At 67.9% G+C, this 14,747-nt stretch carries 13 protein-coding genes; 7 read left to right on the forward strand and 6 right to left on the reverse strand.

What is annotated here, in order from left to right; all coding sequences use genetic code 11:
* Window positions 1-242 precede the first annotated feature (242 nt).
* The 6 genes from DN824_RS17650 (at window position 243) to DN824_RS17675 (ending at window position 6,493) form a co-directional block, all read left to right on the forward strand.
* Window positions 243-1,136: a TauD/TfdA dioxygenase family protein gene (locus DN824_RS17650; protein ID WP_138409721.1), complete on the forward strand. Its 894-nt coding sequence runs from the start codon at window positions 243-245 to the stop codon at window positions 1,134-1,136.
* A 39-nt stretch (window positions 1,137-1,175) separates the two neighbouring features.
* The gene (locus tag DN824_RS17655; protein ID WP_138409722.1) at window positions 1,176-2,219 is read left to right on the forward strand and encodes an ABC transporter substrate-binding protein; all 1,044 of its coding nucleotides are present in this window, start codon (window positions 1,176-1,178) and stop codon (window positions 2,217-2,219) included.
* A 5-nt stretch (window positions 2,220-2,224) separates the two neighbouring features.
* Window positions 2,225-3,103: an ABC transporter ATP-binding protein gene (locus tag DN824_RS17660; protein ID WP_174236534.1), complete on the forward strand. Its 879-nt coding sequence runs from the start codon at window positions 2,225-2,227 to the stop codon at window positions 3,101-3,103.
* Entirely contained in the window at window positions 3,100-3,951 is an 852-nt protein-coding gene (locus DN824_RS17665) for an ABC transporter permease (RefSeq protein ID WP_138409723.1), read from the forward strand. Before DN824_RS17660 ends, DN824_RS17665 begins: the two co-directional genes overlap by 4 nt.
* A gap of 352 nt (window positions 3,952-4,303) precedes the next feature.
* Window positions 4,304-5,305, forward strand: coding sequence for an ABC transporter substrate-binding protein (locus tag DN824_RS17670; RefSeq protein WP_138409724.1), 1,002 nt, complete (start codon window positions 4,304-4,306; stop codon window positions 5,303-5,305).
* Window positions 5,306-5,893: 588 nt separating this feature from the next.
* Entirely contained in the window at window positions 5,894-6,493 is a 600-nt protein-coding gene (locus DN824_RS17675; RefSeq protein ID WP_138409725.1) for an exopolysaccharide biosynthesis protein, read from the forward strand.
* Window positions 6,494-6,642: 149 nt separating this feature from the next.
* On the opposite strand, the gene DN824_RS17680 is transcribed toward DN824_RS17675, so the two are convergent.
* Genes DN824_RS17680 through DN824_RS17690 form a run of 3 tightly spaced genes read right to left on the reverse strand, consistent with a single transcriptional unit; the run spans window position 6,643 to window position 11,500 of the window.
* Window positions 6,643-9,042 (reverse strand): glycoside hydrolase family 65 protein, encoded by a 2,400-nt coding sequence (locus DN824_RS17680; protein ID WP_138409726.1) that lies wholly within the window; start codon window positions 9,040-9,042, stop codon window positions 6,643-6,645.
* Window positions 9,029-10,003, reverse strand: coding sequence for a PfkB family carbohydrate kinase (locus DN824_RS17685; RefSeq protein ID WP_138409727.1), 975 nt, complete (start codon window positions 10,001-10,003; stop codon window positions 9,029-9,031). Before DN824_RS17685 ends, DN824_RS17680 begins: the two co-directional genes overlap by 14 nt.
* Window positions 10,004-10,024: 21 nt before the next feature.
* The gene (locus tag DN824_RS17690; RefSeq protein ID WP_138409728.1) at window positions 10,025-11,500 is read right to left on the reverse strand and encodes an FAD-dependent oxidoreductase; all 1,476 of its coding nucleotides are present in this window, start codon (window positions 11,498-11,500) and stop codon (window positions 10,025-10,027) included.
* Between the two features lie 279 nt (window positions 11,501-11,779).
* Between DN824_RS17690 and grxB the strand changes: the two genes are divergently transcribed.
* Window positions 11,780-12,424: a glutaredoxin 2 gene (grxB, locus tag DN824_RS17695; protein WP_138409729.1), complete on the forward strand. Its 645-nt coding sequence runs from the start codon at window positions 11,780-11,782 to the stop codon at window positions 12,422-12,424.
* Between the two features lie 30 nt (window positions 12,425-12,454).
* Here the strand turns inward: grxB and DN824_RS17700 are convergent, their stop codons facing one another.
* From DN824_RS17700 to DN824_RS17710, 3 genes are read right to left on the reverse strand one after another with little or no spacing between them, the layout of a single operon-like run.
* Complete coding sequence (locus DN824_RS17700) at window positions 12,455-12,928, reverse strand: arsenate reductase ArsC (RefSeq protein ID WP_138409730.1); 474 nt, start codon at window positions 12,926-12,928, stop codon at window positions 12,455-12,457.
* Between the two features lie 29 nt (window positions 12,929-12,957).
* On the reverse strand, window positions 12,958-14,241 hold the full coding sequence (locus tag DN824_RS17705) for an arsenic transporter (RefSeq protein ID WP_138409731.1): 1,284 nt from the start codon (window positions 14,239-14,241) through the stop codon (window positions 12,958-12,960).
* Window positions 14,242-14,262: 21 nt separating this feature from the next.
* Window positions 14,263-14,610, reverse strand: a complete 348-nt coding sequence (locus tag DN824_RS17710) for a metalloregulator ArsR/SmtB family transcription factor (RefSeq protein ID WP_138409732.1) — start codon at window positions 14,608-14,610, stop codon at window positions 14,263-14,265.
* Window positions 14,611-14,747: the final 137 nt, after the last annotated feature.

The following is a 14,747-nucleotide window of genomic DNA, read 5'->3' on the forward strand; positions in this document are numbered from 1 at the left end:
TCTCGACGCGAAAGGGGCGCCGAAAGCCCCGGTCAAGACTGGGCATCCCGCCCGCTCCCACAAATCCTCTCCGCCAGATCTCGTCATATCGATATGCATAAAAGATATTTAAATTAATTTTCTTATATCGCTAGATTGAGGCTCTGCGTACCTGCCGACCAATCGGCGCGCCGCACTTAACGTTGGGCTCGAGCCCTTCCCGAGTGATGCGCCGATTGGCGCTCTTGCATGGAGTTTCTTCTATGTCGGCATCCGCACTGCCTCGCCTCGGCGCCCATTCCAGCCAGGCCTTCGAGGTGCATCCCTTCGATGCGCCCCTGGGCGCCGAGATCATCGGTCTCGACCTTTCCCAGCCGCTGGCCGACCCGGACTTCGCCCGCATCCACCAGGCCCATCTGGATCACGGCGTGCTGGTGTTTCGCGACCAGCGCATCACCCCCGAAGAGCAGATCGCCTTCAGCCGCCGCTTCGGCCCGCTGCAGATCCACGTGCTCAAGCAGTTCCTGCTGGCCGGGCATCCGGAGATCTTCATCATTTCCAACATCGTCGAGAACGGTCAGCCGATCGGCCTGGGCGACGCCGGCAAGTTCTGGCACTCGGACCTGTCCTACAAGGAGCTGCCCAGCCTGGGCTCGATGCTCCATGCCCAGGAGCTGCCGGAAGAGGGCGGCGATACCCTGTTCGCGCAGCAGCAGCTGGCCTACGAGGCGCTGCCCGCCGCGCTGCGCCAGGCCATCGACGGCAGGCGCGCCGCGCATTCCTACACCGCGCGCTACGCCGACGAGGTCTTCGAAGGCATCCAGCGGCCGCGCCTGACGCCCGCCCAGCTGGCCGAGGTCAAGGCCGTGGTGCACCCGGTGGTGCGCACGCATCCGGAGACCGGACGCAAGGGCCTGTTCGTCAACGAGAACTTCACCACCCACATCCTCGACATCCCGGAAGACGAAAGCCGGCAGATCCTCGCCGAGCTGTTCGCCCACAGCGCCCGCCCGGAGTTCATCTACCGCCACACGTGGCAGCCGCACGACATGGTGTTCTGGGACAACCGCGCGCTGATTCACCTGGCCACCGGCTGCCCGCGGCACCTGCGCCGCCGCATGCACCGCACCACCATCCAGGGCGATGCCCCGTTCTGACCTTCGCCGATCCCGGCAACCCGTACATGGAGTTTCGCGATGTCTCTAGGTGAGCGCTTTTCCCTGAAGAACCGCCTGGCCCGGCTGGTCGGCGGCCTGGGCCTGTCTTTCGGCCTGCTGGCCGGCGCCCTGGCCACGACCCAGGCCGCCCACGCCGAAGGGCGTATCCGCATCGCCGAGCAGTTCGGCATCGTCTACCTGCTGCTCAACGTGGTGCGCGACCAGCAGCTGATCGAGAAGCACGGCAAGGCCGAGGGCCTGGACATCACCGTCGACTGGCAGCAGCTGTCCGGCGGCTCGGCGGTGAACGACGCGCTGCTGTCCGGCGCCATCGATATCGCCGGGGCCGGCATCGGCCCGCTGCTGACCGTCTGGGACCGTACCCAGGGCCGGCAGAACGTCAGGGGCGTCGCCTCGCTGGGCAACTTTCCCTACTACCTGCTGAGCAACGACCCGAACGTCAGGACCATCGCCGACTTCACCGAGAAGGACCGCATCGCGGTGCCCTCGGTGGGCGTGTCGGTGCAGTCGCGCTTTCTCCAGTACGCCGCCGCCAAACGGTGGGGCGACGACCAGTTCGACCGCCTGGACAAGTACACCCTGGCGTTGCCGCATCCGGACGCCACCGCCTCGCTGATCTCCGGTGGCACCGAACTGACCGGGCATTTCTCCAACCCGCCGTTCCAGAACCAGGCGCTGAAGAACCCCAGCGTCCACGTGGTGCTGGACACCTACGAGCTGCTCGGGCCGAACTCGCCGACCGTGCTCTACGCCACCGAGAAATTCCGCCGGGACAACCCGAAGACCTACAAGGCCTTCGTCGCCGCGCTGGCCGAGGCGGCCGCCTTCGCCCAGGCCGACAAGGGCGCGGCGGCCGACACCTACCTCCGCGTGACCGGCGCCAGGATCGGCCGCGACGAGTTGCTGCAGATCATCGACAACGAGCAGTTCCAGTTCACCGTCACCCCCACCAACACCTACCCGCTGGCGGACTTCCTCCACCGCGTCGGCGCCATCAAAAAAAGGCCGGCCTCCTGGCAGGACTACTTCTTCGAAGACGCCGCCATCGGCCAGGGAAGCTGAAATCCATGAATGCCCCTCTGCAAGGCCACACGGCCAGCAACCTGAATAAGACCGCCTTCGACACCGTTCTCGAAGTGGACCGGGTCAGCCTCGAATACCGCACCCCGCAGCGCGTGGTGCGGGCCACCCACGAGGTCAGCTTCGAGGTCGACCGCGCCGACCGCTTCGTCCTGCTCGGCCCCTCCGGCTGCGGCAAGTCCACGCTGCTCAAGGCGGTGGCCGGCTTCATCGAGCCGGTCGCCGGCAGCATCCGCCTGGACGGCGCCCAGGTGCGCGAGCCGGGCCCGGATCGCATCGTGGTGTTCCAGGAATTCGACCAGCTGCCGCCGTGGAAGACGGTCAAGCAGAACGTCATGTTCCCGCTGCTGGCCTCGCGCACCCTGGGCCGCCGCGAGGCCGGGGAACGCGCGCTGCACTACCTGGAGAAGGTCGGCCTGAGCGCCTTTGCCGACGCCTATCCGCACACCCTGTCCGGCGGCATGAAGGCGCGCGTGGCGATCGCCCGCGCGCTGGCCATGCAGCCGAAGATCCTGCTGATGGACGAGCCCTTCGCCGCGCTGGACGCCCTGACCCGGCGCAAGATGCAGGAGGAGTTGCTGCAGCTGTGGGACGAGGTGCGCTTCACCCTGTTGTTCGTCACCCATTCGATCGAAGAGGCGCTGGTGGTGGGCAACCGCATCCTGCTGCTGTCGCCGCACCCCGGGCGGGTGAGGGCGGAGATCGACAGCCACCGGTTCGGCCTGCACAGCCTCGGCGGCCATGACTTCCAGCAGAGCGCCCAACGCATCCATCGGCTGTTGTTCGAAACGGCGCCCGGCGAGGCCACGGCGGGTCCGCAGGCGCCACAGATCCCTCTCGCCCAGCCCCAGGAGCGCACGTCATGAGCCGCGCCGAATACGAAATCCTCCCCCAGCCGCTGCCCGAGCTCAGGCTCGAGCGCGAGCTGTCGCCGGGCCAGCGCCTCTGGCAGCAGGGCTGGCTGCGCAAGTCGCTGATCCTGCTCATCCTTGCGCTGATCTGGGAGCTGGCCGCGCGCTACCAGGGCAACGACCTTCTGCTGCCGAGCTTCCTGCAGACGGCCCACGCCTTCGTCGAGGGCATCGGCAGCGGCGAACTGCTGGAAAAGGTGGCGATCTCGCTGTCGGTGCTGGTCAAGGGCTACCTGATCGGCATCGGCCTGGCCTTCCTGTTGACCACCCTGGCGGTGTCCACCCAGCTCGGCCGCGACCTCTTGTCCACGCTGACCTCGATGTTCAACCCGCTGCCGGCCATCGCGCTGCTGCCGCTGGCGCTGTTGTGGTTCGGCCTGGGCGAGAACAGCCTGATCTTCGTGCTGGTGCACTCGGTGCTCTGGGCCCTGGCGCTGAATACCTACGCGGGCTTTCTGGGCGTCTCCGACACCCTGCGCATGGCCGGGCGCAACTACGGCCTCAAGGGCTTGCGCTTCGTGCTGTTCATCCTGATCCCGGCGGCGCTGCCGTCGATCCTCGCGGGCCTGAAGATCGGCTGGGCCTTCGCCTGGCGCACGCTGATCGCCGCCGAGCTGGTGTTCGGCGCCTCCAGCGGCAGGGGCGGGCTGGGCTGGTACATCTTCCAGAACCGCAACGAGCTCTACACCGACAAGGTCTTCGCCGGTCTCGCGGCGGTGATCCTCATCGGCCTGCTGGTGGAAAACCTCATCTTCGCCAGCGTCGAGCGGGTCACCGTCAAGCGCTGGGGGATGCAGCGATAGGGTGGATCACGCTTCACCGATCCGCCGTTTTCAACCGGTTGGTGGATGAAAAGAGCGTCATCCACCCTACGTGGCCTGGAAGGAGAAACGACAGGCGAAAGTCCCCTGGGAGCGGTCTTGACCGCGAAGGGGGCGACGCAAAAGCGCGCGGTCAAGACGAGGCGTTTTCCGACCGTTCCCACAGCCCTCGTAGGGTGGATCACGCTTCATCGATCCACCGCTTCAACCGGATTGGCGGAGAAAAAAGCGTCGACTCCGCGTCACGATCCTCCCGACGTCCTGATCTTCCCGCGAACCTAACCACCCAAGGAACCGCCTGGCCCATATGGCCGGGCACAGAGGAGATATACCCATGAAAAAATCCCGTCTCGCCGCGGCCCTCGGCCTGCTCGGCGCCCTCACGCTGCCGCTGGCCGCCCAGGCCGAAGGCAGGATCAGCATCGCCCAGCAGTTCGGCATCGGCTACCTCATCCTGCACGTGGTCAAGGACCAGCAGCTGATCGAGAAGCACGGCAAGGCCCAGGGCCTGGACATCGAGGTGGACTGGCGCACCATCTCCGGCGCCACGGCGATGAACGAGGCGTTGCTGGCCGGCGCCATTGACGTGGTCTCGGCCGGCGTACCGCCGATGCTCACCGTCTGGGACCGCACCCACGGCCGGCAGAACGTCAAGGCGGTGGCCGCGCTCGGCTCGCTGCCCAACTACCTGCTGAGCAACCGCGAGGAGGTCAGGACCCTGCACGACCTCTCCGACAAGGACCGCATCGCCGTACCGGCCGCCGGCGTCGGCTTCCAGTCGCGCACCCTGCAGATCGAGACCGCGCGGCTGTTCGGCAAGGACGACTTCCAGCGCTTCGACCGAATCTCCGTCAGCCTGCCGCACCCGGACGCCACGGTCGCGCTGACCAAGGGCGGCTCGGAAATCACCGCGCACTTCTCAAGCCCGCCGTTCCAGTACCAGGCGCTGGAAAACCCCAGGGTGCACAAGCTGCTCAGCAGCTACGACATCCTCGGCGGCCCGGCCACCTTCAACGTGCTCTACGCCACCGAGAAATTCCACGACGAGAACCCCAGGACCTACCGCGCCTTCTACGACGCCCTGGCCGAGGCCGAGCGGATCATCAAGGCCGACAAGGCGGCGGCCGCCGAGGCCTACATCCGCGTGGAGAACTCCAGGCTGCCGCTGGAGTTCGTGCGCACCATCGTCGAGGACCCGGAAATCGACTTCACCATCACGCCGCAGCGCACCTACGTCTACGCCGAGGAATTGCACGGGCTGGGCGTGCTGAAGAACAAGGCAGGGTCCTGGCAGGACTACTTCTTCGAAGAGGCCCACACCGCACCAGGGAGCTGACCGTAGGGTGGATCACGCTTCACCGATCCACCGGTTTTGGCGGATTGGTGGATGAAAAGAGCGTCATCCACCCTACGCAGCTACTTCTTCGAAGAGGCCCACACCGCACCAGGAGCTGACCGTAGGGTGGATCACGCTTCATCGATCCACCGGCTTTGGTGGATCGGTGGATGAAAGGAGCGTCATCCACCCTACGCAGCTGGCAGGACTACTTCTTCGAAGAGGCCCACACCGCGCCGGGAGCTGACCGTAGGGTGGATCACGCTTCATCGATCCACCGCTCCCACGAAGCGCCTTCACGGCTGGATCACACCCGCCACCGCTCCCACAAGAAGCTCCACCGCGGGTGGGTCACGCTTTACCGGTCCGCCGCTTTCAACGGGGCTGCTGGATCAAGGCGCCCAGCCCTGCGCTGTCCGGGCATTCCTGCATGCTCGCAGGGCCCCTCGTTTCGAGAATCATCCCCAGCGGTCACGGTCTTAACCCGTGTCGTGCACTGCGAGACGACAGCCTGACCACGACGGCCAGGCAGGACAGTTCCGGCAAAGACGCCGACGTCCAACTCACCCGCAAACGAGGAGGACGGGGATGGCCGATACCCACGCGCATGAGTTCGATTGCCTGGAGAAGGTGATCGATGAAGTCATTGGTCTCGGCGAGGGGGGATCGGAGGTGTCGGTCGGCGATATCCAGCAGACGATCGGGGAGCGCAGCTTCGGCCCCTTTCTCTTCGTGCCCGCCATCATCGAAGTCAGTCCGATCGGGGGCATTCCCGGTCTGCCCACGCTGCTGGCCGCGATCATCGCGCTGTTCGCGCTGCAATTGCTGTTCGGGCGCCGTCACCTGTGGATGCCCGGTTTTCTTGCCCGTCGCTCGGTGAAGGGGCAGAAGCTCGAAAAAGGCCTGAACAAGGTTCGCCCGCTGGTGCGCTGGCTGGACAAGGTCAGCCGTCACCGACTGCCCTGGGCCACTCGCGGTGTGTTTCTGCGGGTCATCGCGGTGCTCTGCGTGCTGCTGACCTTGTCGGTGCCGCCGCTGGAACTGGTGCCGTTCGCCAGTACCGCCCCGTTTTCGGCGATCTGCCTGTTCGGCCTTGGCCTCACGACGCGGGACGGCGCGGCGATCGTGCTGGGCATGGTGGTGACGGTCGGTGCCTTCGTGCTCCTGGGCATGGGGTTGACCGGTTGAGAGGGGGCGCAGATGGCTATTGGCGCCTCGCCGCGATGATCGCCACCGCGAGCGTCGTGATGTTCGGCCCGATGTCGCTGGAATTCGGGGAGGCGCGCCCGACGCGCCCCTTGTGAGCGCTGCCGACGGGGCGTCGCCCACCCCCTGCTTTAGCGCCGCGCGCAGGCGAGCGTCAGGTGCGCTCCGGGCGCCAGCCGGACCAGGCCGCCCGCATGCCGGATCGGCGTATCGCGCCGGTTGGCCGCGTCGGCGCGGACGAACAGGGTGTCGCCTTCGAGCCGCACGCGCAGCCGATCACCCCGGTAGCGTACCGCCACCTCGACATCGCCCAGCGCCGCCGGTGGCGCCGGGAACACGTGCAGGCCGTCAATGTCCGGGCGGATGCCGAGGTAATGCCGCTGGAGCACGTCCAGCGAGCCGGCCATCGCCCCCAGGTGCACGCCCTCGAGCGTTCCGCCGTGCGACGGCGCCTCGAGGTCGATGCCCATGCTCTGCCGGAAGTAGGACCAGGACGCCTGCGGATCGAGGCGGGCCATCGCACCGGCGCAGACGACGATCGACAGGCTGGATTCGTGGGTGATGTTCGACAGGTGGAACTCGGCGGTTCGACGCAGCGCCCGCTGATCGAACCGATAGCCGAGGGACTCGATCAATGCCTGCAACGTCGGCGGCGCAAAGAGATAGAGCAGCATCAGCACGTCCGGCTGCTTGGTCAGGCGGTAGCGATCGGGGCGGTCGCCCAGGGCTTCGAGCATCCAGTCCAGGCGGGGCCGATCATCGTGCCGCCAGGCGTCGGGGCCGTGCTCGAGTCGCTCGGCGCCGTCGAACTGATCCAGCACGCCGTCAGGCCGGATCGGCAGGTACATGGCCCGGGCGATTTCGCCCCAGCCGTCCAGCTCCGCGGGCGTCACCTCCAGGCGCTCGCACAGGCCCTCGGCCTGGCCGTCCGGCAGGCAGTCCACGACCTGCAAGCCCAGTTTCAGCGCCCATACCGCCATCAGGTTGGTATAGGCGTTGTTGCTCAAGCCCGGCTCGTGCCCGTCCGGGGGGAAGTTGTGGTACTCGTCCGGACCGATGACCCCGTGGATCATGAAGCGGCTGTGCTCGCTGTCCCACTGCGCGAGGCTGGCCCAGAAACGGGCGATTTCGAGGATCAGTTCCCCGGCCTCGCCGGCCAGCAGGGTCTCGTCGCCGGTGGCCAGATACAGCTGCCACGCCCCCTGGGCGATGGCCGATCCGATGTGGCGCTGGCGCTCGGTGTGGTCGGGCATCCAGTGACCGGACAGGGGGTTGCACTGGAACGGAGGCGTCTGTTCGCGGCCGCTGTCGGCGCTGCGCCAGGGAAACATGGCGCCCCGCAGGCCCGCGCTCCGGGCCCGCTTTCTGGCCTCGTCGAGGCGACGATGACGGTAGCGGAGCAGTTGCCGGGCCAGGTCCGGGAAATGGGTACAGAGGAAGGGATAGGCGAAGAGTTCGTCCCAGAACACCTGGCCGAAGTAGCCCTCGTGCCATCCCCGCGGCGGGAACCCGATGTCCTGCCCCAGGCTGTGCGGCGACAGGGTTTGCAGCAGGTGAAAGGCGTGCAGGCGCAAGGGCCGCTCCAGTTCGGCGTCCGACAGCGCCAGCGGGGCCTGTGCCCAGATCTCGCGCCAGGCCCGCGCATGCCTGAGCGCCAGCCGGGCGAAGGGCTCCTGCGGCAGGCGTTCGAGTGCCTGCCGTCTCGCTCGGGACGCCTCTTCCGGCCGTTCGGCATCCACCTGAACGACGACGCGTTTTTCGATCACCAGCCGATGACCGCCGGCCAGCCGGCATTCGGACTGCTGCAGCAACCGGTCGCCCTGGCGTTGGCATCGCCACGGCAGGGGAGCGCCGTCGTGGCGCGTCTGGACGGCCATCGCCAGGCGGCGCCCCGGGGTCGACAACCGCGCGCTCAGGGCCGCCCGACCGTCATCGGAGGCGTCGATGCACAGGTCGAGCAGGCGCCTGCCCTCGTAGGCGCGGTTCTTCTTCACCAGCGCGTTCTCCACGCCCCCGTCGAGCACCGAGCGCAGGAAGAGTCGCTCGGTGCCCGGCGGGCATTCCAGCTCCCAGCGCAGCACCGCGAGTTCGGGGTCGGCCAGGCTCAGCAGGCGTACCTCGCGCAGGCGAAAGGCATGCCCGGCCAGCTCGAAGGTCACCTCCCGTTCCAGCTGGGCACGGTCCATGCGCAGCGATTGCCGGTACCGCGGCTGCGGTACATCGGCCGAGCCGAACCACTGGCAGCCATCGAGCGAAACACTCAGGCCGAACGGATCGGGCAGGTTGACCAGGGCCTCCAGGCGTACCGTTTCGCCGTTGACGTCGCGTCTGGCATCGTCGTACCAGCCGGCCCGGTAGAAGCCGGCGTAATGCCGTTCACGCGCCGCGCCGTCGGCGGCCGACACCTCGGGCGCGCTGGCGCGCCACGACAGCTGGCCGTTGCCCAGTGCCAGCAGCGCCTCGCGCCGGCGTTCGTCCTCTGCGTCGAAAGCCTCGAAGCAGACCTGCCAGCGGGCCTTATCGCGCCTCATCGAGGCACCTGGCGTCACGCAGCAACCGGGCGGCCATCGAGCTGACCTGCTGGCGGTCCGGATAGGCGGGCTTGGAGCCGTAGGCGGTGACCGCGAGGTTGGCCGCCGCCACGCCCCAGGCCGCCGCCTCGAGCGGCTCGCGCCCTTCGAGCAGGGCGATGGCGAACACGCCGGTGAAGGCATCGCCGGCACCGGTGCTGTCGGTCACCTGCACCTCGCCGGGCGGTACGTGGATGGCGCCTTCGCCGGCATCCAGCACGCAGCCGCCATCGCCCAGCTTGATGCAGGCGATGCGCACGCCCCGGTCGCGCAGCTGGCGGGCCGCCCAGGCGGCATCGTGCAGGCCCTGGATCTCGCGCCCGGTCAGCGCCCGGGCTTCGCTGGTGTTGGGCGTCACCGCCTGCAGGCGGGACAACAACTCGTCCGGTACCCGGTCGGGAAACGAGGGGTCGAGCACGACCGGGATGTCCTTCCCGGTGGCCGCTTCTACCGCCGGCAGCACCACCGCAGCCGGCACCTCGCAATCGACCACCAGGCAGGCGGGCGATTCGGTGCGTTCGATCAGCCGGACCATGGCGTCGATGGCGGGCTCATCCCAGCAATCGTTGGCGTTGGTCGCCAGCACGATGTGCTTCTTCCCATCCGGCGGCACCATGATCATCGAGACCGCCGTCGGCTCGCCCTCGGCCACGGTCACACCGCTGACATCGACGCCCGCCTCGCGCAGCGAACCCAGCGCCTGGTCGGCCAGCTCGTCGTCGCCGACCCGCCCGAGCAACAGGCTGCGATGGCCGAAGGTCGCGCCCAGCCAGGCGGTGTTGCTCGCCTTGCCGCCGGCGAGCCTGCAGAAATCATGGGCCAGCAGGGTCTCCTCGCTGCCCGGTGGCTGGTCGACGCGGACCTGGAAGTCGGCATTGATGCTACCCAACGACAACAGCGTCGGCCGGGGCGGGGCATTCATGGGCATCTCCTGAGCGTGTGATCAGAGCGACCGGGCAGCCAGCGGCTCGATGGCCGGGCCGTGGAGGACGTCGCCGTCTGCCTGGAAGATCGACCCATGGCAGGGGCAATCCCAGGTGCGGTCGGCGTTGTTCCAGGTCACCGTGCAGCCCATGTGGGTGCAGGCGGCGGACACCGCGTGCAGGGCGCCGGCGTCGTCGCGCCACACGGCGATCTTTTCATTGTCCCGGGTGATCACGCCGCCTTCGCCACGGTCGATGGCGTCCAGCCCGTCGACCTGCGACTGGCTGTCGCTGCTCTGGTTGTAGTCGTCCGGGGCCGGGCGGTTGGGGTCGTACAGATGCTTCCACGGACGGCGACCGGTGATGATCTGGCGAGCGATGCCGAGGCCGGCGGCGGTGCCGTTGCTGATGCCCCAGCCGTTGAAGCCGGTCGCGACGAACAGGCCGGGTGATTGCTTGGGGTCCGGCTCACCGACGTAGGCCACGCGGTCGGCGGTGTCGTAGTCCTCGTTGCACCAGCGCCAGACCGGCTCGCCTGCCGGCAGGTTGCTGCGCGCCCAGTTTTCCAGGTCGACGAAGCGGCGGGCGACGTCGCCGTCCTGCCCGGTCCTGAAACGGGGGCCGAGCACGATCAGCAGGGGGCCTTCGGCATCGCGGCCCATGCGGATCGAGTGGGTCGGCTCGTCGACGCCGATGAACATGCCGGGAAGGTGCGCGCCCTCCGTGGGCCTGAAGGCCATGGCCACGTGGCAGCGCGGCTGTGTGGGGCTGGCCAGGTCGATCGGTGTCTCGACCGGCATATGCGTGGCGAGGATCACCTGGTCGGCCTCGATGCTGCCCCCTTCGAAACCCACCTGCCAGCGTTGCTGGCGTTCGAAGCGCTGCGCGCGGGTCTGCTGGTGGATGCGGCCGCCGCGGGCCTCGATCGCCGCCGCCAGACCGACCAGGTAGCTGGCGGGGTTGAACTGTGCCTGGTCGGGAAACTCCAGCGCGCCGGCGGTCGCGAAGGGCAGGGGCGCCTGTTCCAGCACCCTGGCGGCGAACCCCAGGCGGCGCGCTGCTTCGGCTTCCTGCTCGATGGCCGCGCGCCAGTCTGGCGAGCAGGCGTAGGCGAAGGCGGACTGGCGCTGATAATCGCAGTCGATCTGCAGGGTCTCGACCCAATGGCGGATGCGGTCGACCGCTTCGCGATTGGCATCGGCATAGCATTGCGCGAGTTCCTGGCCGAAGGTGTCGATCAGGTGCCGGTAGATCAGCGCGTGCTGGGTGGTGATCTTCGCCGTCGAACGTCCGGTGACCTGCCGGCCGACGTCGCGCGCCTCGATCACCACGACGGATTTGCCCGCCTCGCACAGGGTCATGGCGGCGCTGAGCCCGACGATGCCGGCGCCGACCACCACCACATCGCACTCGCTGTGCCCGGTCAGTCGCGGGAAACGGCTGTCCGGCGCGCTGGCGGTCCAGCAGCAGTCAGGGGTTGCAGGGAGCTCGGGCATGGGGCGGGTCCTCATCGGCTGGGTCGCTGGGGCGGTCGACGTTCGTCTGGCGACCGCGCGGCGGTACCGGAGTGGTCCCGCAAACCTGCGAGGGCTTTTGCGCGGCGGGCTGCGAAACGCCAACACACCAGCCAGTAGAGCGGACCGCGCCCGGCCAGGTTCCTGCCACCGAGCGGAAGGCGGCGGTGGTCTTCCCCTCTCGTCGGCCGGGGGCGGGCCGGCCAAAACGGATGGGTGCCGCGCGGGTCATCTGTCTTGAACCCATCGCGGAGGCGGCCAATGAAGCTCTACTACTACGATCACTGTCCGTTCAGTGCCCGGGTGCGCATGGCCTTGAACCTGAAGGCAATCGAAGCCGAGCGTGTGGTGCTGCCGGCCGACGACGAGCAGACCCTCGTCGGCCTGATCGGCAAGCACCAGATACCGGTGCTGGTGCGCGATGACGGCACGCCCATGGCCGACAGCACGGACATCGTCCGCTACCTCGACGCGCTCGACGGCCGGCCGACGATCCGCGAGCCGGATACGCCCGCGCTGCACCGGTGGCTCGAACCCTTCGTGCCGAACCTGCAGTACCTCGGTTATCCGCGCTGGACGCGGATCGGTCTGGAAGAGTTCGCCAGCCCCTCGGCCTACGCGCATTTTCGCGAGAAGAAGACCGAAACCATCGGCGACTTCGACGAGGCGCTGGCCAACACCGATGCCAAAGCCCGCGAAGTCGAGGAGCAGCTGGCCCGGCTGCCGGACATCCTGGACCTGACGCCGACCCACGATCATCCCCGCTGGGACGACATCACCCTGTTCCCCATGCTGCGCAGCCTCAGCGTGGTCGAGGCCATCGACTGGCCGCAGGCGGTGCGCGCCTACGTGGTCACCCAGGCCGAGCGAAGCGGGCTGGACACCTTCTTCGACCGGGCGTTGTGAAGCGGCGCGACAGCCGAATAGGGGGCGGGTCTATCCGAGCATGCCGATGCGTTCCAGTTCGCGCTGGAGTTCGTCTCGGCCAAGGGTTTGGAGGGGCAGGGCCAGGAAGGCGCGGCAGCGTTTCTCGATGATCGCCAGGGTGGCGCGGAAGGCCGCATCCACCGCCGCCTCGTCGCCCTGGACGTCGGACGGGTCGGCCAGCCCCCAGTGGGCCTTGAGCGCCGGGCCGAAATAGACCGGGCAGGCCTCGTTCGCGGCTTTGTCGCACACGGTGATGACGATCTGCGGCGGCTCGTCCGCGAAGGCGTCGTTGCCCTTGCTGCTCAGGCCCGCCGTGGGGATTCCGGCCCGCTCGAGCGCCGTCAGGGTGCGCGGCAGCACCTGGCCCCGGGGCACGCTGCCGGCGCTCACCGCGCCGATGCCGTCCGGCGCCAGGTGGTTGAACAGGGCTTCGGACAGAATGCTGCGGCAACTGTTGGCCGTGCACATGAACAGGACTCGCATGTCGTGCTCCTGCCGCGTCGAGGCGGCCGTCAGAGGGTCAGGCGCAAGGCCAACGCGGACAGGGTGATCAGCAGAACCGGCAGCGTCAGGACGATGCCGATGCGGAAGTAGTAACCCCAGGTGATGGTGATGCCCTTGCGCTGCAGGACGTGCAGCCAGAGCAGGGTGGCCAGGCTGCCGATGGGCGTGATCTTCGGGCCCAGGTCGCAGCCGATCACGTTGGCATAGATCATCGCGTCGCGGACCACCCCTTCGGCCTCGCTCGCCTGGATCGACAGCGCGCCGATCAGCACGCTCGGCAGGTTGTTCATGACCGAGGAGAGCACGGCCGACAGCAACCCGGTGCCCAGCGCCGCCGCCCAGACGCCTTGGCCGGCGAGGGCGTCGAGCGCCCGGGTGAGGTAGCCGGTCAGCCCGGCGTTGCTCAGCCCATAGACCACCAGGTACATGCCCAGCGAGAACACCACCACCTGCCAGGGCGCCTCGCGCATCACGCGGCGGGTGGAGATCGTGTGCCCATTGGCCGCGACGGCGAACAGGATGGCCGCACAGACCGCCGCCACCGCGCTGATCGGAATGCCCAGCGGCTCCAGCGCGAACAGGCCGACCAGCAGGACCAGCAGCATCCAGCCGCCGACGACGAAGGTGGTGCGGTCCCGGATCGCGCTCTGCGGCGCTTTCAGCTGAGCCACCTCGTAGCGCACGGGCAGGTCGCGCCGAAAGTACAGGTACAGCACCAGCAGCGTGGCGGCGACGCTGACCAGGTTGACCGGCACCATCACCGAGGCGTACTCGGCGAAGCCCAGCCCGAAGTAGTCCGCCGACACGATGTTCACCAGGTTCGAGACCACCAGTGGCAGGCTCGCGGTATCGGCGATGAAGCCGGCGGCCATGACGAAGCCCAGGGTCGCCGCCGGCGAGAAACGCAGCGCCAGGAGGATGGAGATCACGATGGGCGTCAGGATCAGCGCCGCCCCGTCGTTGGCGAACAGCGCCGAGACGCAGGCGCCGAGCAACACGCAGAAGGCGAACAGCCGGTGCCCGCTGCCGTTCGCCCAACGGGCGACATGCAACGCCGCCCATTCGAAGAACCCCGCTTCGTCCAGCAGCAGGCTGATGACGATGATCGCGATGAAGGTCGCGGTGGCGTTCCAGACGATCGCCCAGACGGTGGGAATGTCCTGCACCGACACCGTGCCCACCGCCAGGGCGATGAGCGCGCCGATACTGGCGCTCCAACCCACGCCCAGGCCCCTGGGTTGCCAGATGACCAGAACCAGGGTGAACAGGAATACGGCGGCAGCGACAACCATCGGGGATACGTCCAGGGCGGGTTAGCAGCAGGCGGAGGCGCGCACGGGGCGGCCATCCATGTGAAGCAGGCGGGTGGCGTTTCGTTCGAGCCAGGCGGCATTGGCCTGCAGCGTCATGTGCAGCACCTGATGCGCCCAGTCGGGCAGTTCCGGATTCAGGCGGTAATACACCCATTGCCCCTGGCGACGGTCGAGCAGCAGCCCGGCGCTGCGCAGCAGGGCCAGGTGGCGGCTGATCTTCGGCTGGCTTTCATCCAGCGCGCAGGTCAGCTCGCAGACGCACAGCTCGCCGTGCTCGGCGATCAGCAGCGTGGCGCGCAGGCGAGTCTCCTCGGCCAGGCACTTGAAGACCTCCGGTGGGGTGAGCATTGGGGGATGCCTCGAAAGCGAAGATGCGAATATATGGATATCCATATATGAATGCAAGCAGCGGCGCTTGCCGGGCTCTTTCGGCACCCGACGGGCCTCTCCGACCGAGCGGTCACGATCGACGCTTTCATTGACGC

The sequence above is a fragment of the Stutzerimonas nosocomialis genome, assembly GCF_005876855.1.
Lineage (GTDB): Bacteria > Pseudomonadota > Gammaproteobacteria > Pseudomonadales > Pseudomonadaceae > Stutzerimonas > Stutzerimonas nosocomialis.

Bases quoted from the DNA above. Each gene is read 5' to 3' on its own strand.
- DN824_RS17710 (WP_138409732.1), bottom strand. From the start codon at position 14,610: ATGCTCACCCCACCGGAGGTCTTCAAGTGCCTGGCCGAGGAGACTCGC.
- DN824_RS17680 (WP_138409726.1), bottom strand. From the start codon at position 9,042: ATGAGGCGCGATAAGGCCCGCTGGCAGGTCTGCTTCGAGGCTTTCGAC.
- DN824_RS17675 (WP_138409725.1), top strand. From the start codon at position 5,894: ATGGCCGATACCCACGCGCATGAGTTCGATTGCCTGGAGAAGGTGATC.
- DN824_RS17705 (WP_138409731.1), bottom strand. From the start codon at position 14,241: ATGGTTGTCGCTGCCGCCGTATTCCTGTTCACCCTGGTTCTGGTCATC.
- DN824_RS17685 (WP_138409727.1), bottom strand. From the start codon at position 10,003: ATGAATGCCCCGCCCCGGCCGACGCTGTTGTCGTTGGGTAGCATCAAT.
- DN824_RS17655 (WP_138409722.1), top strand. From the start codon at position 1,176: ATGTCTCTAGGTGAGCGCTTTTCCCTGAAGAACCGCCTGGCCCGGCTG.
- DN824_RS17650 (WP_138409721.1), top strand. From the start codon at position 243: ATGTCGGCATCCGCACTGCCTCGCCTCGGCGCCCATTCCAGCCAGGCC.
- grxB (WP_138409729.1), top strand. From the start codon at position 11,780: ATGAAGCTCTACTACTACGATCACTGTCCGTTCAGTGCCCGGGTGCGC.
- DN824_RS17660 (WP_174236534.1), top strand. From the start codon at position 2,225: ATGAATGCCCCTCTGCAAGGCCACACGGCCAGCAACCTGAATAAGACC.
- DN824_RS17690 (WP_138409728.1), bottom strand. From the start codon at position 11,500: ATGCCCGAGCTCCCTGCAACCCCTGACTGCTGCTGGACCGCCAGCGCG.
- DN824_RS17665 (WP_138409723.1), top strand. From the start codon at position 3,100: ATGAGCCGCGCCGAATACGAAATCCTCCCCCAGCCGCTGCCCGAGCTC.
- DN824_RS17700 (WP_138409730.1), bottom strand. From the start codon at position 12,928: ATGCGAGTCCTGTTCATGTGCACGGCCAACAGTTGCCGCAGCATTCTG.
- DN824_RS17670 (WP_138409724.1), top strand. From the start codon at position 4,304: ATGAAAAAATCCCGTCTCGCCGCGGCCCTCGGCCTGCTCGGCGCCCTC.